At 40.2% G+C, this 23673-nt stretch carries 21 protein-coding genes and 1 pseudogene; 5 read left to right on the top strand and 17 right to left on the bottom strand.

Features of this window, described 5'->3' with window-relative positions:
- Positions 1 to 20: 20 nt before the first annotated feature.
- From MUN53_RS04170 to MUN53_RS04245, 16 genes and pseudogenes are all read right to left on the bottom strand, one after another.
- Positions 21 to 611: a T6SS immunity protein Tdi1 domain-containing protein gene (locus MUN53_RS04170; RefSeq protein WP_243323537.1), complete on the bottom strand. Its 591-nt coding sequence runs from the start codon at positions 609 to 611 to the stop codon at positions 21 to 23.
- A gap of 74 nt (positions 612 to 685) precedes the next feature.
- Positions 686 to 1060, bottom strand: coding sequence for a hypothetical protein (locus tag MUN53_RS04175; protein ID WP_016274266.1), 375 nt, complete (start codon positions 1058 to 1060; stop codon positions 686 to 688).
- A gap of 57 nt (positions 1061 to 1117) precedes the next feature.
- Positions 1118 to 1834 carry a hypothetical protein gene (locus MUN53_RS04180; RefSeq protein ID WP_016662390.1) on the bottom strand — a complete coding sequence of 239 codons (717 nt, stop codon included), beginning with the start codon at positions 1832 to 1834 and terminating at the stop codon, positions 1118 to 1120.
- A 63-nt stretch (positions 1835 to 1897) separates the two neighbouring features.
- The gene (locus MUN53_RS04185; protein WP_027202915.1) at positions 1898 to 2302 is read right to left on the bottom strand and encodes a hypothetical protein; all 405 of its coding nucleotides are present in this window, start codon (positions 2300 to 2302) and stop codon (positions 1898 to 1900) included.
- 598 nt (positions 2303 to 2900) lie between these two features.
- Positions 2901 to 3458, bottom strand: a complete 558-nt coding sequence (locus tag MUN53_RS04190) for a hypothetical protein (protein ID WP_138273168.1) — start codon at positions 3456 to 3458, stop codon at positions 2901 to 2903.
- A gap of 125 nt (positions 3459 to 3583) precedes the next feature.
- On the bottom strand, positions 3584 to 3811 hold the full coding sequence (locus MUN53_RS04195) for a hypothetical protein (protein WP_055168128.1): 228 nt from the start codon (positions 3809 to 3811) through the stop codon (positions 3584 to 3586).
- 69 nt (positions 3812 to 3880) lie between these two features.
- Entirely contained in the window at positions 3881 to 4987 is a 1107-nt protein-coding gene (locus tag MUN53_RS04200; RefSeq protein WP_065540254.1) for a tyrosine-type recombinase/integrase, read from the bottom strand.
- A gap of 97 nt (positions 4988 to 5084) precedes the next feature.
- Entirely contained in the window at positions 5085 to 5699 is a 615-nt protein-coding gene (locus MUN53_RS04205; RefSeq protein ID WP_065537820.1) for a TetR/AcrR family transcriptional regulator, read from the bottom strand.
- 651 nt (positions 5700 to 6350) lie between these two features.
- The gene (locus MUN53_RS04210; protein WP_243323538.1) at positions 6351 to 7019 is read right to left on the bottom strand and encodes an ABC transporter ATP-binding protein; all 669 of its coding nucleotides are present in this window, start codon (positions 7017 to 7019) and stop codon (positions 6351 to 6353) included.
- The gene (locus tag MUN53_RS04215; protein ID WP_243323539.1) at positions 7010 to 7852 is read right to left on the bottom strand and encodes a hypothetical protein; all 843 of its coding nucleotides are present in this window, start codon (positions 7850 to 7852) and stop codon (positions 7010 to 7012) included. The genes MUN53_RS04210 and MUN53_RS04215 overlap by 10 nt, the downstream gene beginning before the upstream one ends.
- Positions 7853 to 8166: 314 nt before the next feature.
- Positions 8167 to 9243, bottom strand: a complete 1077-nt coding sequence (locus tag MUN53_RS04220; protein WP_243323540.1) for a carbohydrate porin — start codon at positions 9241 to 9243, stop codon at positions 8167 to 8169.
- Positions 9244 to 9249: 6 nt separating this feature from the next.
- Positions 9250 to 11898, bottom strand: a complete 2649-nt coding sequence (gene mgtA, locus MUN53_RS04225) for a magnesium-translocating P-type ATPase (protein ID WP_243323541.1) — start codon at positions 11896 to 11898, stop codon at positions 9250 to 9252.
- 147 nt (positions 11899 to 12045) lie between these two features.
- A complete protein-coding gene (locus MUN53_RS04230) occupies positions 12046 to 13416 on the bottom strand; it encodes a HAMP domain-containing sensor histidine kinase (protein WP_243323542.1) in 1371 nt (456 codons plus the stop codon).
- Positions 13413 to 14099, bottom strand: coding sequence for a response regulator transcription factor (locus tag MUN53_RS04235; RefSeq protein ID WP_243323543.1), 687 nt, complete (start codon positions 14097 to 14099; stop codon positions 13413 to 13415). The genes MUN53_RS04230 and MUN53_RS04235 overlap by 4 nt, the downstream gene beginning before the upstream one ends.
- Positions 14100 to 14305: 206 nt before the next feature.
- Complete coding sequence (locus MUN53_RS04240; RefSeq protein WP_243323562.1) at positions 14306 to 14848, bottom strand: GNAT family N-acetyltransferase; 543 nt, start codon at positions 14846 to 14848, stop codon at positions 14306 to 14308.
- 30 nt (positions 14849 to 14878) lie between these two features.
- A pseudogene (locus tag MUN53_RS04245) lies at positions 14879 to 15328 on the bottom strand (DUF4186 domain-containing protein); the annotation flags it as partial.
- Between the two features lie 351 nt (positions 15329 to 15679).
- Here MUN53_RS04245 and MUN53_RS04250 point away from each other — a divergent pair.
- The 5 genes from MUN53_RS04250 to aroC all read left to right on the top strand — a co-directional run bounded on the left by MUN53_RS04250 (position 15680) and on the right by aroC (position 21911).
- Entirely contained in the window at positions 15680 to 18181 is a 2502-nt protein-coding gene (locus tag MUN53_RS04250) for a glycoside hydrolase family 95 protein (protein ID WP_243323544.1), read from the top strand.
- 26 nt (positions 18182 to 18207) lie between these two features.
- A complete protein-coding gene (gene ung / locus MUN53_RS04255; protein WP_243323546.1) occupies positions 18208 to 18876 on the top strand; it encodes a uracil-DNA glycosylase in 669 nt (222 codons plus the stop codon).
- A gap of 91 nt (positions 18877 to 18967) precedes the next feature.
- A complete protein-coding gene (locus MUN53_RS04260) occupies positions 18968 to 20140 on the top strand; it encodes a MalY/PatB family protein (protein ID WP_243323547.1) in 1173 nt (390 codons plus the stop codon).
- Between the two features lie 83 nt (positions 20141 to 20223).
- A complete protein-coding gene (locus MUN53_RS04265) occupies positions 20224 to 20802 on the top strand; it encodes an FKBP-type peptidyl-prolyl cis-trans isomerase (protein ID WP_022456263.1) in 579 nt (192 codons plus the stop codon).
- Between the two features lie 29 nt (positions 20803 to 20831).
- Positions 20832 to 21911, top strand: a complete 1080-nt coding sequence (gene aroC / locus MUN53_RS04270) for a chorismate synthase (RefSeq protein ID WP_243323548.1) — start codon at positions 20832 to 20834, stop codon at positions 21909 to 21911.
- Positions 21912 to 21978: 67 nt separating this feature from the next.
- On the opposite strand, the gene MUN53_RS04275 is transcribed toward aroC, so the two are convergent.
- Positions 21979 to 23655 (bottom strand): tetratricopeptide repeat protein, encoded by a 1677-nt coding sequence (locus MUN53_RS04275; protein WP_243323549.1) that lies wholly within the window; start codon positions 23653 to 23655, stop codon positions 21979 to 21981.
- Positions 23656 to 23673 lie beyond the last annotated feature (18 nt).

Here is a 23673-nt window from a genome sequence, read left to right on the forward strand (position 1 = left end):
GTTATCAACCTGTTCTAACCTCAAAGTTTATCAGACCGCTTAAATCTGCCGATTGTTTGCGTGCTAATATCAATGTATGGAAGTGTCTTGACTATCTCAATATTTTCAAAGTTCTCACTTCCACCCATTGCCAATAGAGGGGAATACCCGAAACATTCATCAATGTTAGGCGTTCCGAGTTTCTCTTGTATTACAGGATAATTTTCTAAATCAAACCAACCTTTCAAGAAACTTTGATTGAAAATTATCTTATTAAGAAGTACTGTAAGATTATCAGGGAGTATTAAATACGTTCCGTATCTGACATTCAGATAAACGATGTAGTTATTCAGTTTCGGGTTCTTTACGTAGGCAAAGACATCACCGAAAGCCGTACACATGAACGGCAGAAACGATTTATAATACTCCATGACATAACAAGAGTTTAGCACATATTGGTAATCAGACGGATTTATGATTTTAAGCATCCCGTCACAATAACTGCCCAGCCCGACTTCTTGCCATAAAGTAGTCAGTTCGGTATAAGACAAATCGGCATATTTAGCAATAAAGGTATCATCTACTGATTGTCTGATACTATTGAGGTTCTTTTCTAAAAATTTCTCGTACATATTTGTGCGCTTTATGGTTGATAATGGTTCAGCAGGGAACGGCTTGTCCGTTATCCTGCTTCGTTAATGGTAAATTATATTTTTCCTTGTCTGTGCAATGCCTCTATGAAAAAGCAAATAAAGGTTGCCACTATATATACAGTAAGTGCCCACACTCCAACTTTACGTTGCACAGAGTTTTCATCCTCATACTTGGTTATAATTCTTCTGTACCTTTTCTTGAAGAAAAATCTGCCACACAGCAATGCTATTAAACTGCCTTCAATGATATAGTATTGAGTATCGGACGGATAATCAATGATTCCGTATTGGGTTAATATACCCCATGCGGTTAATACATTTGTACTTAACATGACCGAAAACAAAAGCATTGCCAAAAATGTGGCTCCTTCCGATACAGAAGAATGAAGCCATAATCTATAAAACCTATAATATAAATAGTCTATCATATACCTTATTACCATTAATGGTTAGAAAGGAGCATCGTCAGATGCTATCTTTCGTTGTTATAAACTTAATTGTTCTTGCTCACTTACATTTTCGTTTATTAGTCTGCACATATATTCTTGCAGGCAATAATTATATATTTCAGCAGTAAGTAATGATTTTATATATTCCACATTTTCATATATGTATTTCATTTTATAAGCTAATATTTCAAAGGGCATATCTTCGTTATTATATGTAGCCATTATCTGCCATAAATTTGAAATCGTTTGGCTTATGTCATTATCTTGGTACTGTTTATTGGCTTCCATATTCTGATATTTATAGATGTAATATTCTGTGTATGCTGGTATGCGGTATGTTTCATGTGCAAAGCCAGTTCCGCCCCCGGCAATACATCTCAACATATCATTTACACAATAGAATATTTTGTTTAATGTCTTACGTTCACAACGATAGTGTTTCCTATTATTGGCATTAAACTGTGCATACCATATACAATATAAGTCAAATCCAGTTTCTCCATAGAAATAACCTTGCAATGAAGTATATTGTTGGCGGTATAATGTATCGGGATAAACCGCTGCCGAATTTGCAAACAATCTTTCCGCATCTTCTTCTATATAGCGGTACTCTTTTTTACTTTGTTTACGGAATTTATCAATATTGAGTATATCATCTTGTATGTTACGTTCACACAGAGTTTTACTACAAGAGCAACCCATTACCACGAAAATGGCAAGAACAAATAGTACTATGTTTGCAATGCGATACATATTGTTTATAATGGCTTGACAAGGAGCTGCGTTCAGCAGCTAACTTGGCTTGTTAGTAATAATTCATTCCTCTTTCTGTTCATCCAAACATTCATTTACCCATTCTCTAAGTCCTTCATCAATATCTTTCTGCAATGTTTCTTCTAAAATATCTATGCCTTCTGATTTTTCGGAAGTGTCAAGAGAGTTTAAGAATCTGTTAAGCATCCATATATTATATTCAGTAGGCACTCTATGAATAGAAGCATATAAAAACGGAGCGTAAGTGCCATCATCAAATTTTTCCAAATAATGGACTACACGACCGGGATTGCCAAAGTTGAAATGTGGATGCCTTTCAAGCAATCTAAATAAAGGCTCAATTAAAGCATTATCCATTTCAGTTAAAACAGATTCTACCTCTTGCAAATCTTCTTCGGATTGAAGATTCATATTGTTGATTTTAGAAATAATCTCATTTACATTCATACTTCGTTTATGTTTATCAAGTTATTACTAATGGGTTGGAAAGGAACACCGTTTAGGGGTTATCTTTCCTTGTTAATATTGTTTTGTTGGGTATTTCAATTTGGTATATACATAAATTTTCCTTTGTAAGAAAACGCACAAATAAAGTATATTACAAAAATCACTAATGTTAGCATGATACAAATCACATTCTTCTTTTTCTCATTCTTTTCCCGATAAATGCTTCTTCCTATCCTTGCTTTCTTTTCCGACCAAAACAAGAATCCATTAAAGCAATAAATCATTATTATAAAAATGAAATGTGAACAAGGATGCGCAATATACTTTAGAATTGAGTATTCAAGCATCATATTTGTATAAGCTCCCAATAAGCTATATATCATATATATGATAAAACTAAAACACACCACAGAAAATGCCTTATTCTGTTCTCTGTCTTTACCAAAGGAATCATAAATAAAGAAAATTGTGTAATACCAATACTTATACCAACTCATAACAGATTTAATATTAATGGTTCAGCAGGGAATGGCTTGTCCGTTATCCTGCTTCGTTAACATCATATTTTATTTTCACATCAGTGTACCATACACCATAATCACAAGATTTTATATATTTCATTTGTCTGTTGTTCAATATATTTATAGGCATATTGTTTCAATTCTGTATCTTTGGGAAAATTCATTATTAACGTTTCTGCCTCTTGTGAAAATCCTCTTATTTTCCGTCGATATAAAGCATACAGCAATTGAAACGCCATGCGTGATGAATTCCAAAAATCCTTTTTTTCAATGGCAATTTGTTTTAAGCTATCATCCATTTTTAGGATATAAAGCAAGTAAATAAATCCGCTTCTCCCTTTTTTGTATTTTTCGGTGTTAATAACATCTAATATAAACTTTCGGATAACGTGTGATTTTTTATTCTTCTTGTTTTTTTGTAAATGGGCATCTATGCTTAATGCAATATCTGTAATTTCAGCTTCAAACTCTATGTCATATCCTTCATAGATGTTTTCAGGCTCTTTCAAATTGTCATAAGCATAATCTACCGCTTTTTGTGTCATATCAACAACCTGCGTATCTTGATAATCAGAGCTATTGAATCTAAGTTCTTTTTTTAGACTAATATAGTCATTCCTATTTTTTATATTCATATGCTAATAAGGGATGAAGAACATTCTTTGTACTTAATTCTTGTTTCCATATATGGTACACCGTCTTGATGTTAATGGCTGGCAGCTAATCGCTGTTTAGGCGATTTAGGTGCGTGTTACTGATATTATTTGTTAGACTTAAATAATTCATAAATATATGAACAAGCATCCTCTTCATTACAAAAAACTTTTTCGCAATTCCGTCCTCCACGTTCATCAAAATAAAAAACTTCCCATTTGCTATAATTTTGATATAGGACTATTTTGTCCGACTCAATGTTCCCATTAAGCGAATATTCATTTGGATTAACACCCAGCTTGTCTAATTCTTTTTTTAATATATCTTTGTTCATATATATTATCAGTAATGTTATTTATAACCGCACCTTATGGTGTCGTTCCTACACTTCTATAACTGCACCTCACGAATTATCCAGTGTATCAAGAGGATTAGGGATTTTTGCTTTATGGGCACTTGACACATGAAGATAAATGGTTGTGGTCTTGATGTCGTTGTGTCCCAGCAATTCCTGTATCGTGTGCAGGTCTGTTCCCTGTTCCAGCAAGTGTGTGGCAAAGGAGTGGCGCAGCATGTGTACGTGTACACGGTGTTTGATGCCTGCACGATGTGCGGCTTCTTTCAGCACTTTCACCAATGCACTTGCCGAATATTGCTCTCCGGGTGTTTCGCCCTCAAACAACCATTTTTGTGGACGATATTCCCGAAAGTAGTGCCGTAGTTCTTCCAGCAACTTGGGCGAAAGGAGTGAATAACGGCATTTCTTCCCCTTGCCCATGATACGAACCGACATTGTTTCACTGTTGATGTCCTGCGGGGTCAGGTTAAGCAATTCGCTTCTTCTAAGTCCGGCAGAGTAAACCAACGAAATCATGCAGTGATGCTTGATGTTGGAAATTTGTGCAAGGATGCGCTTAATTTCATTCTTGCTCAACACTTCGGGCAGGCTCTTGTACTCTTTGGCACGGGTGATACCGCCGTAGTATTGCCGTTTGCCGCCTTTCACCTGTTCGTAATAGAACTTGATAGCATTGATGCGCATATTCTGTTGCGACACCGAGATTTTCTTCTCGTTCACAAGATAGAGTATGTACTTGTTGATGTCCGGCACTTTCAGGCGGTCGATGTTCCGTCCCTTGTGATATTCCATGAAGTCGCTGAAATAGGCACGGTATGTTTTGACGGTCGAGGGGCTGTAACGCTTCTGTTCCAGCAGTTCGAGGTAGCCTTTCGGCAGTGTGTATTCCCTTTTAGGTTTGGGATGCCGCACGTAAACCCGGCTGTAATCAATATAGGCGTGGGGCGAATAGCGGTCGTAGAAATCCGGCAGGCTGAAAGCGGCTGATGCCATGTATGCAGAGCCGTTGCCAGCCATTTCCATACCCGTGTCTTGGGCGAGCAGTTGGGTTACAGCCTGACTGTTCGCATATTCTATCCGTATGTAGTCTGCACCGTCCCTTGTTTCTTTGTGTAGCACGATGCTTCCTCTTTGTTTCTGAACCTTATCCATGTCGCTGAATTTTGCTTCATGCTCCAAAGATAAAACAAAAACGCCACATTTTGAACATACGTTCAAAAATAATAGAAGTTAAAAAAACAAAACTGTATCAGGCTTTAAGCAGCGAATAGATATAGCGAAAGTTTTCTGCCAGTTCGTCCACGTTTAGACCGTTCAGAAATGCTTGTTCGTATGACAGTCCTAAAAACATTTGCCGGAACATGGTAGCCGTTTTCTTCACGTCCGTGTCGTTTCTGATTTCCCCGCTGTTTTTTGCTTTTTGTATGACTTTCTCCCATAGGTCATAGTCTTGTCGGTAGATTTTCTCAATTTTCTGCCTGATGCCCGGATAGTACATACGCACTTGTGACAGGAAATGAAAGTAGTAGAAGTTAGGGCTACAATCATGCGGGCTGCTATTATCGTCAATCAGTTCAACAATCCTTTTCATGGAAGCGGCTACCCCCGCCACGTATTGCCCGATGAACTTCTCCAACGTATCGGCAGGAGCGGCAAACTTGTTTCCCGGTTCGTGCATTTTTAGCACGTATTTGTCTGCCACAGCCATGAATAAATCCAGCTTGTGCGGAAAATAATAAACGATGCCCGTTTTTGTCACTCCGCAGGCTTTGGCAAGCGTGATGATGCTTGCTTTCTCGTAGTTCATCCTGACAAATACTCCGAACGCTTTATCTATTACTTCTTCACGGTTAGTTATTATCATACACGTTTGTTTTTAATCGGTTACGAAGATACGGATTTTGTTTTAACCATTTGTACCCCAGTGCTTTTTTTTAGTGCAAGGTGCAAGTATATATTTATATATATAGCTTGCACCTTGCACTAACCCAAAAATATTTATTATCAGATATTTGCGAGTTTCAAAAGAATGCCGTATCTTTGAACCCGAAAGTTAGGCAGACAAACAGCGGTCAAAGTTGGACAGGCTTAACGGTTGAAAATCGTTACTGTTTCGTTACCTATTTGAAATTTTGAAAGCAAAGTAGCTGAAATATAAGCGGTTAGAGTCATAGGTTCAAAACCCTCTCTCTCCGCTGAAAGGGTGTAAATCAAGTAATTACGAGATTTATTCCCTTTTTTATTATCTACTAAAGTAGTGAAGCCAATATAATTGGCTTCGTTTTGCAACGGAAAATTCAACTTGAAATCATTAATAAATTATGTTATTGGTTATAATTTCACTTTGCTTAATATCTATCGCTTGTATGATAAAAAATAAGAAATTGAGATATACTTTATTTGTATTAGCTATTCTTATTTCTGTATTAAGTATGGTTTTATAATATAATATTGGACTTGTAAAAAATAATGCGTGAATTTGATGATTATTTAGATAGGATAAAATACATATTCTCTATGTTGTTTTAAATTCTACCATATTAAGTATTTCCTTCTCTATCTCATCAATTGATGCATGAATATATCTTTTTCGAATACAATGACTATGTAGAAAATCAATCTCATCACATAGTTCATGTAATGTATTGATAAGATGAGATGATATTATGATAGTCTTCCCTTTGTTTTTCAAATCCCGAATAATTCTTTTTAGTTGAATACATCCGTAAAGATCAACTCCGTTGAAAGGTTCGTCAAGAATGTACAGGTCATTATCTTGAAGGAGCAAGGACATAAGCGCGAGCTTTTTCTTCATCCCGGTAGAATAGTCTGAAGCGAATCTTTCCAGTGGCAGTTGAAAGATTTTATTCAAGGAATCTATGGCTTTAGCATCCATCTTCTTTCCTTTGGCTTTAATACAGAATTCAATATATTCTTTTCCGGTAATGAGGGAATAGAAAAAACTTTCAGCCGGCATATAGCCAACTTCTATTTGGGATGATTTCCTTATCTCACCGTCATAATCAGTTGCTCCCATAATACAGTTGAAAAGTGTTGTCTTTCCGGCTCCGTTTTCTCCCACCAATCCGTAGATCTTTCCGGATTCGAAAGAAACGGAAAGGTTGTCAAGGACTTTCGTTTTACCGTATGCCTTGCTCAAATCTTTTATATATATCAGTTCCATATATGCTTATATTTTTTCTTGACCGAAAGAGTCAGACCAATATTCAAAACCAAATAGGGAATCAGTACAATAGGGATCATAATTGAAACTAAAAACAAAGGTAATGGTAAAAGTAACCAGTATATCCCCATTACAGCTTGTGTCTCAAAGGAGAATCTTGCCATTCCCATATTCCAAAGATAAAGCATGGCTGAAGAAAACAATACAAGGCAGAAATACATAGTATCTGTATCATGTATAAGCACAAGCATAAGTAGGATAAAAGGAAACATGGTTATAGACATATTCCTCAGACCTGATTTAACTAACATCAGCTGATACATGCTGAGGCCGTTATAAACAGAAAGTTCATGCTTCGGTGGTGTCACCATATATGCTGTTCCCTGAATAATTCCCCAGAATATCAGGCATACTTTACAGAGATTGATATTGTTATGCAGTACTCCCATGAAAGACAGAATGAGCAATACCGCATACATTGGTACTTGCTTTCGAAACATCCTTCTATACAACAAGTCTCCGCTGTATAATAAAGGCAAAGGCAGAACGATGGTATGATACCTGATAGAATGTATCCACGGCATAATAACCGCAGTCAGTATGATAATCGGTACAGAAATGTAATTAGTAGCAATAATCCCAGAAATAACAAACGGTAAACTGAGCAATAAATACTCTGCTATAAATAATCTTTTGACTCCATGCTCCTGTAAATACAGAAACTCCTTGTCCTTTCTCCCGTTATGATACAACCAAAGTATAAGCAGATAACACACTGGCAATATCCACACATTTGTTACTTTAGTGCTTACATAAAACAGCATGGTCGCCATACTAAGAAGAAACAGACACCGGAACGGTCCGATGCCTACAAGTATACGCACAATCTGTTTGGAGCGTAGATTTATATAGATTGAAATGTTATTATTCATGACTTTAAATAAATGTAGCAACAAAAATATAACTTTTCCATCTGATAAGATAAAAGCAACTACCAAAACTTCAATCCTCTGCTTTTCCTTGGTTTTTCTGTTGGTCTTCGTAAACTTTGCCGTAATTTATCGAACATCTGTTTCAATAAAATTGCAAGTTATTAACTCGTTACTGAAAAAAGCTAAAGTGTTTCTGCTTCGAATAGTAGAATGGATCAGAAAGTTGATTGGGATTTATGTGCATTCCAATTCAAGTTGTAACCGAATCGGATCATGCCGACCAGTTTTTGTCCGTATGTGTTTTTAATGAAGTGCAAGGCCGGTTGTAAATATCCGTTTTTCAGGCAAGGAAATTTCCAGGTAATTTCGCAAGCGCATTCTCCCATGGAAGAAAAGTCTGCGTAGTCAATAAAGAAACCTCCTTCTGATCGGGTTGTAGATAAGATCAAACCTGTACCGAGGTAATATCGGCATCCTTTGTTTCTTGGGGTATTGATTGAATATTGAGCCAATACTTTCACTTGGGGAACTAATGTTTGTTCTGCATAAGTCCATAGTGTAGCGTTCATTCCTTTCTTTTGTGTCTTGATTGTTTCTTCTTGGTTTCCCACTTCATTACTAGGAAACATCCCGTTATATAAAGCAATACCCATAAAATAACTGTTGCCATAGTTTTGATAATTTAAGGATGTGATACTGAATATTCCGTCTGTTTGTGGACAAAAGCGGAAAATGTTTTCTTTACCTGATAAGTTCCGGTATCCGGTTCCGTTGTAAATAGAGGTTTCGAGAAACCATTTCTTCAAGTTTAGTTTATAATCTATTCCAACCGAAGCTACCGGATAATTGGCTATTGGATAGTTAGCCGAAATAGTAGGAAAAATACCACAGGAACTATTTGTAAACAAGGCCGTACATGGCGAAGTAAAATAGTCTTCGTTGACATTACGTATGCCGATGAAGAGAGAAGAGTTTTTCATCTGCCAATTGATGCCTAGAACAGCCAGTGTCCATGGAATGTTTTCTGTATCGATGTTAGAAAAAGTCTGTAAGTCATTTGCGATGTATGTATCACTGGTCTTTGATACGCTGAAGGATGCTAATTCAAATCCTATCTGATTGTTGACTGGAAAACACAGATCTGTCCGAAGCAGATTGATCCATTTAAATCCTTTGTGGAAGTTAGTCTCTAATTCTGTTATATAATTCAGATCCAAGCTCTGGGCAACGAGGCGGTGGCTGCCAATCGCAGCTACCGTCATCGTTAAACATACAATTATTTTTCTCATCATGGTTCATTATAGCCATTTTACAAATCGTTTGATATACCAGTTCTTGATAATTTGAGTCAGTATGCAGTAGGATAACAGGATTCCTATTAACCAAGGGAAATAACTGAGAGGTAACGGCTCTAATCCAATAGAATGTCCGATTGGAGAGAATGGTATCAGGATGCCGATTGCCATGACCAGAAAAGTCATTCCCGTTACTTGCCAGGAAGCACAGCTTTGGAAGAAAGGAATCTTTCGGGTACGGATCATATGTACAATTAATGTTTGCGAAAGAAGCCCTTCGATGAACCAGCCGGATTGGAATAAAGTCTGCTGTCCGATGCTGTTACAACTGAATACATACCACATGACGAGGTAAGTCAAGATGTCAAAGATGGAACTGATCGGACCGATAAATATCATGAATCTGCTCAAATCAGAAGCTTCCCATTTGCGAGGACTCTTTAGATAATCCGCATCCATCCGGTCAAAAGGGATGGTTGTTTGTGAAATATCATATAGTAAATTCTGTATGAGCAAGTGTATCGGGAGCATGGGCAGGAACGGAAGGAAAGCACTGGCTGCCATCACACTGAACATGTTTCCGAAATTGGAACTGGCCGTCATCTTAATGTATTTGGTGATATTTCCAAATGTCTTTCTGCCTTCCAAGACTCCATCTTCCAATACCATCAGATCTTTTTCCAGCAAAATGATGTCGGCACTTTCTTTAGCTATATCAACTGCCGAATCGACCGAAATACCAATATCCGACTGGCGGAGAGCCGCTGCGTCATTAATGCCATCGCCTAAGAAGCCAACTGTGTTTTGTTGGTCTTGAAGCAACGTGATGATTTGTGTCTTCTGCATAGGTGTGAGCTTGGAAAAGACAGTTGTCTCACAGACCGCTTTATGCTGTTCTTCTTCGTTCATGGCTTCCAGCTCAATACCTGTAAGCGCATTGCTGGTGTCGATTCCTACTTGCCGGGCAATGGTTTGTACGACTGCATCGTTGTCACCGGATAATATTTTAACCTCTATTCCATATTCATGTAGTTGTTTGATGGCTCTTGCCGCTGATTGTTTAGGTGGATCCAAGAATGCCAGGAAACCTATTAATACCATGTCTTGTTCGTCCTCAATACAGAAATCGGAAGCCTTGCTCAAATAACTTTTGTGGGCAATGGCAAGAACGCGCATACCTTGTTTATTCATTTGCAAACTGATTTCCTGCGCCTTCTTTTTCAGGGCGGAAGTAAAAGGATGAACCGAACCGTCGAATTCGGCATGTGAACAGATTTCCAGCATTTCTTCTACGGCTCCTTTGGTAATAATTTGTCTTTTCCCTTGTTTGTCTTCAACGACGACCGACATTCTTCGACGGGTGAAGTCGAATGGTATTTCATCCACCTTCTTATAATCTTCTTTCAGATACTCCAAACCAAGTTCTTTGATGTGTGAAAGAATGGCTTTATCCATCAGGTTCTTTAATCCTGTCTGGAAGAAACTATTGAAATAAGCGTGTCGTAATATACGTTTGTCGTGATCACTGCTGCCATCGGCGTTGATATATTTCTCCAATACAATCTGGTCGCAAGTAAGTGTGCCGGTCTTATCCGTACAAAGGATATTCATGGCTCCGAAGTTTTGAATGGCATTCAAATCTTTTACGATGGTCTTCTTCTTCGACATCGCCACGGCTCCTTTGGCAAGATTCGCCGTAACAATCATGGGTAACATTTCAGGCGTTAATCCAACTGCTACCGAAATCGCAAAGATGAAGGCTTCCAGCCAGTCTCCTTTGGTTAATCCATTCACGAGGAAAACAAAAGGAATCATAACCAGCATAAAGCGGATCAACAGAAAACTAACCTTACTGATTCCTTTATCGAAGGCAGTAGCTGCACGATGACCGGCAATACTTTTAGCAATGGTTCCCAAGTATGTATTGTTTCCAGTCTCGAACACAATACCCGTTGCGGATCCGCTGACGACATTCGAACCCATGAAACAGATGTTGTCTAACTCAATGACGCTTCCTTTATGATATTTCCCTTCTTTTACCTCGGCATGTTTCTCGATAGGATCTGATTCTCCAGTAAGAGAAGATTGGCTGACAAACAAGTCTTTGGCTTCGATGATACGGATATCTGCCGGAATCATATCGCCTGCTGCTATGTGAATGATATCGCCCGGAACCAGGTTGGCTATATTTATTTCTTCATCACTTGTACCACTTCGTTTGACATAGCAAGTGTTTGTTACCATCTTCAACAGAGCTTCGCTTGACATGTTGGCTTTCCATTCCTGATAAAATCGGAGAATGGCACTGGAGATCACCATGGTTGAAATGATAATAATGGCAGTCCAGTCTTGTTCTCCCGGATCGGCTAATAGAATGTCAAGGAAAAAGGAAATAACAACCAGACCGGTCAGAACACCGATAAAAGGATTAATGAAAGCTTTGATGAAGGTTGAGAACGGATTCTTTTTCTGTTCATGTTCTACTTCGTTCTTTCCGTAGTGGGATAACCTTTTTTCTACCTCTTCCGACGTTAATCCGATCCGGCTTGTCTGGAAATAACTGAAGACAGAACCCAGTGGTTGAGTAGCAGCTAAAAATACCTTTTCCGTATTAAAAGAGAATTGCTCTTTTTGTTTCTTTTTCTTCCACATTGTACCTTTAATTTATTAAGCGTTACTACTATGTTTCGTTTTGACGACACAAAAGTAGGCAAGGCTCTTTCTGGTACCTGTTAGAAAACTATTAGAGTGCTATTAGAAAACTATTAGAAACATGGTTCGTACCTGAAACAAGGCTTGTTAGATGTGCGGTAGTTCGATGATAAAAGTTGTTCCTTCGCCTTGTTGGGAATGTACGGCAATGCTTCCCTGGTGAAGATGGATGATCTTTTGGGATAAAGTCATCCCAATGCCGTGTCCTTCTACTTGCTTTTCCTGTTCTCCGCGGTAGAATAAGGTGAAGAGTTTTTCTTTTTCGGTATCCGTCATGCCAATACCATCGTCGGAAAGACGGATAATGCTCCATTTATCCCAATAAGAGATTTGAACGAACGACGATTTATCGGCCGAGTATTTGCAATTGTTTTCTATTAAATTGGAAAAGGCAATGTTGAGCAGATATAAATTCCCCTTGACTGTAATCAGGCGGTCGTCGTCTGCATCTTCTTCTACGAACAAGAGATGGATATTGTATTCCGGATGTGCTTTCAGAATATATTCCCGAACGTCGAGCAGAAGTTCATCCAAACGGATTTCCTGCATCTTGATCTGTTCTTTCTGATAGTCGGCTTTGGCCAGATTAAGAAGACCGTCAATGAGCTTGGTCATTCTTCGGGCATCTTGTAATGCATGCTGAATGGCTTCTTTGTATTGTTGTTCGCTTCTTTCCTTTTGTAAAGACAAATCCAGTTCGGCAATCAGGGCTGCTAATGGTGTCCGCATTTCATGGGAAACATTACTGACGAACATCTTTTGGGAGTTGAAAGAAGCTTCCAGCCGATTCAGCAAAGCATTGAATGTAATGCTCAGTTCGCCCAATTCGTCTTTTTCGTTCTTGACCGGTAAACGTCGGTCCATTTGTGAACTGGTAATCGTTTCTGCTTCCTGCACGATATCTCTGATAGGTTTCAGGGAAAACCGGGCCAGTAAGTAGCCAACGATAAAGAGTAAGGTCAGTCCTACGATGAAAAGGACAGACAATGTCTTTTGCAGTTCGTACAGGTTGTTGTAGCCGTAACCGTCGTAAGCGGCGGCTGTAACGATATAGTCTTTTCCCTGAAACGAGTAAAGCATACCGAGTCCTTGGTATTTGCCGATATAGAATTCTATTTCCTTTTCTTGCAAGATACGGTTTATCATCGCCCTATCTTCTTTTATGATGTCATTCTGTATGGCATCATGATAAAGCATCCGAAAATCGGTTGTATAGACAGCTACTTCTACTTCGTTGATGAATTGCTTGTTGTTGAGGTAAATGGATTGCATGGTTTGTGCATCCACCTGGCTCTGAAGAAACAAGTGGGCTTTGGTAATGGCTTCACTTCTCAGGTCATGGAAGAATGTAGTACTGCGGGTATGTTCACTGACGAAGTAAATCATCAGCATACAGAGTAGAAAGACCGTCGCTGTTGCTCCGGTATTCTTGAGTGTGAGAGCCGTGCGTATTTTCATAGCTTATCGGATAAAATGAATCCTACTCCGGGTTTTGTGTGAATCAGCTTTTTGCCGAAGTCTTTATCTATCTTTTTACGGAGATAGTTGATATATACATCGATGAAATTAGTCCCTGTATCGAAGTGAGTATTCCAAACCTTTTCGGCTATCTCGACGCGGGTAATAACTTTCTCTGCATTCTCCAGCATGTATAAAAGCAGATTGTATTCTTTCGGAGATAGTTTGATAGCGATATTGTTTCGTGTTACTTCGCGCAGATTCAAGTTGACAGATAAATCAGCATAGGTTATCTGTTCGGGAGGTCTGACCACTGTTTCTGCATTTCTTTTCAATAATACTTTGACACGCGCATTCAATTCACGGAAATCGAAGGGTTTGACCATATAATCGTCGGCTCCGGCATCGAATCCTTCCAGCTTATCGTCGGCCGAACCCAAGGCTGTCAACATCAGGATAGGAATTCGTTCGTTTAATTTCCGAATTTCCTTACATAGTTCGAAACCATCCAGTTTCGGAAGAATAATATCTGAGATGACCAGTTGGAACGAGTTGGATTGGAAAAGGCGTAAACCCATGGCTCCGTCGTAGGCAACCATGGTTTGATATCCGTTCTCTTCCAAGCCGATTTTCAGTAAGTCGGCTACTCTTTTCTCATCTTCAACAATCAAAATGGTTTGCATACAATGTTTGTATTAAGGTGATTAAAAACGGAACCGATTTCTGGCCTTGATATTTGGCTAGAATAAACGGTTATCTTTTCCTTCTCTCTTTATCGGCAAAGATAGGATTTTTGCCCTTTGAGAACAAGTGTTTTTCTTTACCTCCTTGTCTATATACCTTATATTATATAACATTCTTCCGGGATTACTTGGGATTTTGACTGCATTTATGGAATGACTGTCGGTGATGTTTCTTCTTTCCTGACACAAAATACATAATGAGGCATGTAGATTCCCCGGTAATGTTTTATGATTGTGTCAATCGGTTGCATCCCGTTGCGGAGGGCTACGCGCTGGGAAGCCTGATTGGTATCTCGGATGATGGAATACAATGCCGGGAATTGTAATGTATTAAAGCCGTATTCCCGGCAGGCGATGGCTGCCTCGGTGGCATATCCTTGGTGCCAGTACCGGCGTTGTAACAGGTAACCTATTTCGGGAACTTCCTGATCCTTGTATGCTTGCATGGTGATGCCGCATTGCCCGATCCATTCCTGCGTATCTTTTCGGATCATTGCCCATAATCCGAAGTGATAAGTTTGGTAACGGTTTAGCTGTTTGTCCAACCAGGCTTGTGCTTCCTGGTCACTGAAAGCGCCTTCATAGGCATACATTGTTTCGTCGTCTTGCAGTAACCGGCAGAGGTCGTTATAGTCTTCTTGTACAAGTTCGCGCAAGATGAGCCGTTCGGTTTCAAGAATTGTTTTCATGTGAATATGTATAGGTGTTTTTGCAATAGGTTTCGGATCGAATTGCCTTCGTATCCATTCCATGATCACGGCGACGGCATACTGTTGTTCTTCACTGGTCAGTTTTCTGCCGGCAGGTATGTGATGCCATTTGGAAAAACAACCACGACAGCAACAACCCGTGGCATGTTGGGCAATGAATACAGGATGTCCCCGCATGGGAGTTTGTTGTCCGTCGTTGGGAATGAAGGCAGGAGCCAGGCGTTTCCGGATGAAGTCTGCGGCATGTTGACGGATTGTGTCCCATCCTTTTTCCTGAATATAGGCCTTGTCTTTCGCCTTCAGGGCAAAGCGGCTTCGGAAGTTCGATTGGGAAAGTCGGACAAACAGTTCGTCCAATGAAGCGTTCTTTCCGGTCTGAACTACTATCGTCTTGTCGGTCGTCTTGTCTACCTTGTCGGAAGAAAAAAGATCGCCTTGTATATACTTCTCCATATAAATCCTGTTTGATTCGTAGGGTAAAGATACATGAATTCCCGGATTAAACGGAGCATACGTCCGGTAATAAATTTTCGGAGGCGATTAAATCCGGGATTACAATCGGATAAAGATGAGGAAACAGGCAGTGAAAATGTGATTTCATGTAGTCAATTCTTTAGTTCACGGCGTGAACTAAGTAAACCACGACGTGAACTACTTAATCCACGACGTGAACTAAGTAATCCGCATCGTGAACTAAAGAATGATTCAGGAAGTAAATAAAAATAATAGACGGGATCTGTATTTTTTACTTACTGAAATGACTACATTTGCCAATGTATGTATTAATGAAAGCCGGATAAAGAAAAACGTATGAAAAACAACCTCATGTATGTCCTTTGGGCTTGTATAAGTTTGTTGCCTTATTATGGTCAGGCCCAAAAAGAAACCTCTGTGTCGGATACGGGCAGATGGAAATTATGGTATAAGCAGCCAGCCGAACGCTGGTCGGAAGCATTGCCTTTGGGAAATTCCCGTTTGGGAGCCATGGTTTATGGTGGAATCGAACGAGAAGAGATCCAGTTGAATGAAGAAACCTTTTGGGCTGGTGGTCCGCATCGGAACGATAATCCGGCAGCTCTTGCCCATCTGGATTCGGTCAGACACCTGATTTTTGCCGGAAAGAATGCAGATGCCCAAAAGTTGATCGACAAGACTTTTTACAGTACTTCGCATGGAATGCCTTATCTGACGTTGGGCAGCTTGGTAATTGAAGGGACTTCGCCTGAACAAGTGTCGGATTATTATCGGGATTTGAATCTGGAAACCGCCATAGCGACAACGCAATATCAGGCGGATGGCGTGCATTATAAGCGGGAAGTATTTGCTTCGCAGGTTGATCCTGTTGTGATCATCCGGTATATGGCTGATAAGTCGGGACAACTGGATCTGACAATCGGATATGATTCTCCGTTGAAAAGCAAGATTTTGCGAAAAGGGCAGAAACTGATTATGCAGAGTAGGGGAACGGATCATGAAGGAATCCGGGGTGTTATTGAAGTGGAAACGCAAACGCAAGCTGATGTGTCTGGAGGAAAAATGAAACTGGATAACCAGCACATTTATATAGAAGATGCAGATACGGTAACGTTGTATGTGACGGCTGCCACAAACTTTGTCGATTATAAGACCGTCAACGCGAATGAAGGGAAAAAGGCTTCCCAACAGTTGTCGTCGGCCATGCAGAAAAACTATACGAAAGCCCGTCGTGATCATATAAGTCGGTATCAGCAACAGTTCAATCGAGTGTCGTTGGATTTGGGAAAAAGTGAAGCCGAACAGTTGGAAACAACCGAACGCATAGCCCGGTTTCAGGAAGGAAATGACTTACCTTTAGTGGCGTTGATGTTTCAATATGGCCGTTATCTGCTGATTTCTTCGTCGCAACCCGGTGGACAGCCCGCCAACTTACAGGGTATTTGGAATAATATGCTGTTGCCCCCGTGGGATTCGAAATATACGATCAATATCAATACGGAAATGAATTACTGGCCGGCCGAGGTAACCAACTTATCGGAAACGCATGAACCGCTGTTTGCGATGTTGAAAGAGCTGTCGGTAACCGGACAGGAAACGGCTCGGGTTATGTATGGAGCCAAAGGTTGGGTGGCTCATCATAATACGGATTTATGGCGGATAACCGGTCCGGTGGATAATGCTTTTTACGGGACATGGCCCAATGGAGGTGCCTGGCTTTCAACTCATTTGTGGCAACATTATTTATATACGGGAGATAAAGCCTTCCTGAAAGAAGCTTATCCGGTTCTAAAAGGTGCCGCCGATTTCTTCTTGTCCTTCCTGGTAAAACACCCGCAATATGGCTGGATGGTCAGTGCTCCGTCCATGTCTCCCGAACATGGTCCGGGCGGAGAAGATGTCAACCAGGCATCAACCATTACAGCTGGATGTACCATGGATAATCAAATCGTCTTTGATGTATTGAATCAGGCGAAAGAAGCAGCGGAAATATTGGGAAAACCGGTTGCTTATCAGGACTCATTGCAGCGAATGTTGGAACAGTTGCCTCCGATGCAGATCGGAAGATACAATCAGTTGCAGGAATGGCTGGAAGATGCCGACGATCCCAAAGATCAGCATCGACATATTTCGCATGTGTATGGCCTTTATCCCAGTAATCAGGTTTCGCCTTATTCCCATCCGCTTTTGTTTCAGGCAGCAAAGAATACGTTGATTCAACGAGGTGACGAAGCAACGGGCTGGTCGATGGGTTGGAAAATTAATCTTTGGGCACGTCTGCTGGATGGGAATCATGCATTTAAGATGATCAATAACCTGTTGGAATTGTTGCCAAGTGATGAGGTAAAAGATAAGTATCCGCAGGGCCGTATCTATCCGAACATGTTGGATGCACATCCGCCTTTCCAGATTGATGGAAACTTTGGTTATACGGCCGGTGTTGCCGAAATGTTGTTACAAAGTCACGACGGAGCATTGCATGTCTTACCTGCTTTACCTGATGCCTGGCAGGAAGGCGAAGTAAAAGGTCTGGTAGCTCGTGGTGGATTTGTTGTTGATATGAAATGGAAGAATGGGCAGTTTATGTCTGGTAGGATTCATGCTCGTCTGGGCGGACTTTTACGGATTCGTTCGTATGTGCCGTTACAAGGAAAGGGACTTACTGAGGCAAAAGGAGAAAATCCGAATCCATTTTATAAAACGGCCCAGATAAAAGAGCCCTTAGTCTCTGATGAAATTCAACCGCAATACCCGTTGTTGCTGAAAGTTTATGAATATGATCTGATGACCGAAGCCGGGGAAGTCTACGATCTGGTACGAGGTACGGTCAATGAATAAGAACCTTTTTAGCAAGGAGATTGTATATGCAAGTCAAAATAGCAGACAGTTGGCAGAAAAGACTTCAGAAGGAATTTGACCAACCCTATTTTGCCCGGTTGGCGGCCTTTGTGAAAGATGAATATGCGCATTATCATGTACTTCCCAAAGGATCACAGATATTCCATATCTTTAATGCCTGTCCGTTTGAACAAGTCAAAGTCGTTATTTTAGGACAAGATCCGTATCCGACTCCGGGACAATATTACGGCGTTTGCTTTTCCGTACCGGAACATACGCCGATTCCAGGTTCGTTGTTCAATATCTATCAGGAAATCCATACTGATCTGGGACTTCCTATGCCTGTTTCCGGTTGTCTGGATAAGTGGGTTGAACAGGGAGTCTTCTCGATGAATACGGTTTTGACCGTCCGGGCCTATCAAACCGGTTCGCATAAAGGGAAAGGATGGGAAACTTTCACCGATGCCGTTATCCGCTTGTTGAGCGAAGAACGGGAACATTTGGTCTTTATGCTGTGGGGCGCTTATGCTAAAGAGAAGATACCATTGATCGATCAGCATAAACATTTGATATTAACCGCGGCTCATCCTTCTCCGCGTTCGGCTGATCATGGTTTCTTCGGATGCCGTCATTTCAGTAAGGCGAATGCTTTTCTGGTGCAACACGGCATGACTCCAATAGATTGGTCTGTCTGAGAAAGCCAGAAAAGAATCAGGTGAATATGAATATAGATTCGTGATTTATATTATTTTTGTCCCCTAAAAAGATATAGATATTATAAAGGAAATGAAACATTATAATTTTGATGAGATAATAGACCGTAAGGGAACCAGTTGTGTAAAATACGATGGACTGAAGAATGCTTATCAGGGAAAAGAAAATCTGATACCTTTATGGGTAGCGGATATGGATTTCGCAACTCCGGATTTTATTGTAGAAGCCTTGAAGAAACGTTGTGAACATCCTGTTTTCGGATATACATTCGATGACGATGAATACTATGAAAGTATCCAGACTTGGCTGGACTATAAGTATCATTGGAAGACAGAACGGGAGTGGATTTCTTATATTCCCGGCATTGTGAAAGGCATCGGATTAGCCGTTCAGTGTTTTACCCAACCGGGAGATAAAGTAATCATACAACCTCCAGTATATCATCCGTTTCGTTTGGTCCCGACCCGTATGGGACGCGAAGTGGTTTATAATCCATTGAAGCTTGAAGATGGTGTATATAAGATGGATTTCGAGCAGTTGGAAAGCCTGATTGATAAGGACTGCAAAATGCTTATCCTTTCTAACCCGCATAATCCGGGTGGAGTTGTATGGGAAAAAGAAGCATTGGTGAAGTTGGCTCAGATATGTTCGGCTCATGGAATTCTGGTTATTTCGGATGAAATCCATGCAGAGATGACCTATCCGCAGTTCAGACATCATCCGTTTGCTACGGTTTCGGAAGAAGCAGCTGCTTGCAGTGTGACGTTTATGGCACCAAGTAAGACTTTCAATATTGCTGGAATTGTTAGTTCGTATGCCCTTGTTCCGGATAGTCGGATAAGAGAGAAATTCTATTCTTTCTTGGAAGCAGGAGAATTGAATGCAGGTACTATCTTTGCTTTTACCGCCACAAAAGCAGCTTATACGTATGGAGCCGAATGGTTGCAGCAGATGCGTTCATACGTTATTGAGAATGTAAACTTTGTGGATGAATATCTGAAGAAAAACATTCCGCAGATCAAGGTGTATCGTCCGCAAGCTTCTTTCTTGGTTTGGCTTGACTGTCGGGAACTGAAGTTAACTCAATCGGAACTGGTTCAATTGTTTGAAGACAAAGCCGGATTGGCCCTGAACGATGGAACCATGTTTGGAAAAGAAGGCGAAGGCTTTATGCGCTTGAACATCGGTTGTCCGCGTTCGATATTGAATCAGGCACTTGAGTCGTTGAAGAAAGCGATCGGTTAGTATTTTCAAGGAAAGCCGAAGGCGCACATGAAAAATAAGTTGTATATTTGTCCACTGTATATCAATCAAAATAAAATAGACAGATGAAAATTTCAGCAAACAAATTCGTTGCAGTAACCTACGACCTGTATGTTGGTGAAGGAGAAGAACGTGAATTGATGGAAAAAGCGACACGCGAAGTTCCATTGAAGTTTATTTATGGAACAGGATCCATGATCCAGGCATTTGAAGATGCTTTGATGGGATTGGAATCGGGAGCCGCTTTCGACTTTACGATTACTCCGGAAAACGCTTATGGCGAATACAACGAAGACTATGTGTTGGATTTGCCGAAGAATATCTTTGAAGTAGATGGTAAGTTTGACTCAGAGATGATTCAGGAAGGAAATACAGTCCCGATGATGGATTCAAACGGTAACCGGATGAATGGGTCGGTATTGGAAGTCCGCGATGATGTAGTTGTCATGGATTTCAATCATCCGTTGGCAGGAGAGACTTTGCATTTCAAAGGTGAAGTAATCGACGTACATGAACCTACAGCTGAAGAAATAGCAGCAATGACAGCTCCGGCAGGAGGTTGTGGCTGCGGTTGCGACAGCTGCGGAGGCGGTTGTGGTGATCATGAACACGGCGATGGCTGTGGTTGCAGCGGTTGTCATTAAATAAATCGTATCATCCAGGTTCGGGTTTTATGAATACATTTGGGAATATATTCAGACTTACTTCTTTTGGTGAGTCGCATGGCCCTGGAATCGGTGGCGTGATTGATGGTTGTCCGTCGGGTTTCGAACTGGATATGGAAGCAATCCAGAAAGAACTGAACCGAAGAAAACCCGGACAGTCCCGGATTACAACTCCAAGAAAGGAAGATGACGAAGTTCAGTTCCTTTCGGGTATTTACGAGGGAAAGACAACCGGAACACCAATTGGATTTATTGTTTGGAACAAGAATCAGCATTCGGCTGATTACGATAATATGAAACAGGTGTATCGTCCGTCGCATGCCGATTATACATATCAAATGAAGTATGGCATCCGTGATCCAAGAGGCGGAGGCCGTTCGTCGGCTCGAGAGACGATTTCACGCTGTGTGGCTGGTGCGATTGCCCGTCAAATCTTGGCAAAGCAAGGGATCGATATCAAAGCTTATACTTCTCAAGTAGGAAATATCTGTTTGGATAAACCTTGGGAAGCTTATGATTTGAATCGGATAGAAGAGAATCCGGTCCGTTGTCCTGATCCTGATAAAGCTATCGAAATGGAAGAACTGATAGCTAAAGTAAAAAGTCAGGGAGATACAATCGGAGGTATTATTTCCGGAGTCATCACAGGAGTGCCAGTTGGATTGGGGGAACCTGTTTTTGGTAAGTTGCACGCTGCATTAGGTAATGCGATGCTTTCAATCAATGCCGTCAAAGGTTTTGAGTATGGTGATGGTTTTGCTGCTGCGGGATTCCAAGGTTCAGAACGGAATGACCGTTTCTTTAATGACCATGGAAAAATCAATGTCCGAACGAATCATTCGGGAGGTATTCAAGGCGGTATTTCCAATGGTCAGCCTATTTATTTCCGGGTCGCTTTTAAATCGGTAGCAACCTTATTGATGGAACAAGAAACAGTCGATATGGAAGGCAACGATACAATTCTGAAAGCTCGAGGAAGACATGATCCGTGTGTATTGCCTCGTGCTGTTCCTATCGTGGAAGCGATGGCGGCTATGACCCTGTTGGATTATTGGTTGATGCAACAAGCCAGAGTGATGGAAAGATAATCGTTTTATCAATCTTAATAAGAGGAGAGTCTGTATGTAATAATCCTAACAGACTCTCCTTTTTCTCTTATAAAGAGGCTATGAACTCATCGAAACTCATATTCTCTATTCCGATCTTTTCTTTCAATCTCATTTTCTTGCGCGAGATGCTGCCTTTGGCTATATGGTAAATTTCTGCCAAAACAGACAAGGGCAGTTCCATCTTTACGAGGCAGCAGAAATTTATTTCTTCTTCCGTGAGTTGCGGATAGAGCTTTTTCAATCTTTCTGTAAAATGATCAAAGCAAGCGTTGGTATTGTTGCGGATAATTGTCCAGTCGTTTTCCTGTAAATGCAAGGCTCCAGCTTTGTTCCTGTTTTGCATTAAAATAGGAATAGTAATCTCGTTCAGTTGCTTGAAATATTCCAATCGCTGATTCAATCGGGCAAGAGCTATGGTTTCCTTTTCTTCTTTCTCTTTCAAGTATTGAATTTCGGCTTCTTTCCTTTTGAGATCACTTTGGTTTCTTTCTTGTTCGGTACGAAGTAGTTGGATCTTCAGCTTGTTTTTGTTTTGTTTGATACGATAATAAAACAAAAAGGATGCTAAGATGATGATGGCAAAAAAGGCAACAACCCGGTGTAAAAGAACTTCTTTGTCTGATAAGTTCTTTTCAACTTGAAGAATCCGTTCTTGTTGCTTTTTGTATTCTCGCAGGTTTTGCATTCTTTCCAGTAGCTCTTCTTTTCTTCCGTAGTAAGTAGAATCGCGCAGTCGGATATGTTCTTCCAGAAATTTCCGGGATTCATTCATTTTCCCTTGTTTTTTCATTTCTTCAGCCGCATAGCGATAAGCAAGAATTCTTTTATCCAAAGGAAGCATTTCGATCACTTTCCAAAAATAATCGATGGCATGCTCTTTTTGGTGAATATAAGCATCCAGACCTGCACTTTGAAGGCGGTATAAAGGATTCTGCTTATCTGTTTGTGCTGCCAGATTCAAGTAATGATAGGCCGAATCAGTCTGTAATAAAAGTAAGTGAACGATACCGGATTCGCTATATATTTGAGCTATTTGAGTAGTATCTGATGTTTCTGCATAGTTCTGGGCATCATGTAAGTAACTTAACGCTTCTTGGTAGAGCTTTTGTTCTTTCATCAGATTGCTTTTCAATAGGCATAATCTTGTAATTAGCTTGGAGTCTTTGTGTTGAATAGCTAATTGGCAGGCTTGTTCTAATAATTGTTCTTCTCTATCATAAATACGATAAAAATGGTACAGATTACTCATGCTTATCTTTAAATCAATAAGTAATCGGTAATCTGTTTCGGGTGTTATATATTGAATAGCTGTTTCATAATCATCTTGTGCTTTGATTAAATAGTAATGCTGATGATTGATTTTTCCTTTCAGGTAATAAATCCGGCATAGTTTACTGGAGTCATTTTGGGCTTCAAAGTAAACTCGAGCCTTTTCTAGGGAAGTGTTACTTTCCGGCAGTTTGTTCTGAAGGGCTAAGCTGGTATAATAGAGATAGAAGTATAATGCTTTATCTCCAACATTTAATTGAGTAGTATCAATTTGTTGTAAGGACGAAAGGACAGAATCCGGTTGATTCTGCATTTTTTCCAGATCGGATAACATAGAATTTGTTTTATCACGATGGCAAGCAGGTAATAGAAGTAGCAGGAATGCTAATATGACCTGACAAATATTAGGATATTGTTGTCCTTTTCGATAAGTTTTATGAAGTCCTTTTCTCATAATGCAAATATATAAAAT

It is taken from the genome of Parabacteroides faecalis (genome assembly GCF_022809355.1).
In the GTDB taxonomy this organism is placed as follows: Bacteria; Bacteroidota; Bacteroidia; order Bacteroidales; family Tannerellaceae; genus Parabacteroides; species Parabacteroides faecalis.

What these genes read in the sequence shown, in the direction of transcription:
- MUN53_RS04170 (WP_243323537.1), bottom strand. Translation starts at nt 611, where the DNA reads ATGTACGAGAAATTTTTAGAAAAGAACCTCAATAGTATCAGACAATCA.
- MUN53_RS04175 (WP_016274266.1), bottom strand. Translation starts at nt 1,060, where the DNA reads ATGATAGACTATTTATATTATAGGTTTTATAGATTATGGCTTCATTCT.
- MUN53_RS04180 (WP_016662390.1), bottom strand. Translation starts at nt 1,834, where the DNA reads ATGTATCGCATTGCAAACATAGTACTATTTGTTCTTGCCATTTTCGTG.
- MUN53_RS04185 (WP_027202915.1), bottom strand. Translation starts at nt 2,302, where the DNA reads ATGAATGTAAATGAGATTATTTCTAAAATCAACAATATGAATCTTCAA.
- MUN53_RS04190 (WP_138273168.1), bottom strand. Translation starts at nt 3,458, where the DNA reads ATGAATATAAAAAATAGGAATGACTATATTAGTCTAAAAAAAGAACTT.
- MUN53_RS04195 (WP_055168128.1), bottom strand. Translation starts at nt 3,811, where the DNA reads ATGAACAAAGATATATTAAAAAAAGAATTAGACAAGCTGGGTGTTAAT.
- MUN53_RS04200 (WP_065540254.1), bottom strand. Translation starts at nt 4,987, where the DNA reads ATGGATAAGGTTCAGAAACAAAGAGGAAGCATCGTGCTACACAAAGAA.
- MUN53_RS04205 (WP_065537820.1), bottom strand. Translation starts at nt 5,699, where the DNA reads ATGATAATAACTAACCGTGAAGAAGTAATAGATAAAGCGTTCGGAGTA.
- MUN53_RS04210 (WP_243323538.1), bottom strand. Translation starts at nt 7,019, where the DNA reads ATGGAACTGATATATATAAAAGATTTGAGCAAGGCATACGGTAAAACG.
- MUN53_RS04215 (WP_243323539.1), bottom strand. Translation starts at nt 7,852, where the DNA reads ATGGCGACCATGCTGTTTTATGTAAGCACTAAAGTAACAAATGTGTGG.
- MUN53_RS04220 (WP_243323540.1), bottom strand. Translation starts at nt 9,243, where the DNA reads ATGATGAGAAAAATAATTGTATGTTTAACGATGACGGTAGCTGCGATT.
- mgtA (WP_243323541.1), bottom strand. Translation starts at nt 11,898, where the DNA reads ATGTGGAAGAAAAAGAAACAAAAAGAGCAATTCTCTTTTAATACGGAA.
- MUN53_RS04230 (WP_243323542.1), bottom strand. Translation starts at nt 13,416, where the DNA reads ATGAAAATACGCACGGCTCTCACACTCAAGAATACCGGAGCAACAGCG.
- MUN53_RS04235 (WP_243323543.1), bottom strand. Translation starts at nt 14,099, where the DNA reads ATGCAAACCATTTTGATTGTTGAAGATGAGAAAAGAGTAGCCGACTTA.
- MUN53_RS04240 (WP_243323562.1), bottom strand. Translation starts at nt 14,848, where the DNA reads ATGAAAACAATTCTTGAAACCGAACGGCTCATCTTGCGCGAACTTGTA.
- MUN53_RS04250 (WP_243323544.1), top strand. Translation starts at nt 15,680, where the DNA reads ATGAAAAACAACCTCATGTATGTCCTTTGGGCTTGTATAAGTTTGTTG.
- ung (WP_243323546.1), top strand. Translation starts at nt 18,208, where the DNA reads ATGCAAGTCAAAATAGCAGACAGTTGGCAGAAAAGACTTCAGAAGGAA.
- MUN53_RS04260 (WP_243323547.1), top strand. Translation starts at nt 18,968, where the DNA reads ATGAAACATTATAATTTTGATGAGATAATAGACCGTAAGGGAACCAGT.
- MUN53_RS04265 (WP_022456263.1), top strand. Translation starts at nt 20,224, where the DNA reads ATGAAAATTTCAGCAAACAAATTCGTTGCAGTAACCTACGACCTGTAT.
- aroC (WP_243323548.1), top strand. Translation starts at nt 20,832, where the DNA reads ATGAATACATTTGGGAATATATTCAGACTTACTTCTTTTGGTGAGTCG.
- MUN53_RS04275 (WP_243323549.1), bottom strand. Translation starts at nt 23,655, where the DNA reads ATGAGAAAAGGACTTCATAAAACTTATCGAAAAGGACAACAATATCCT.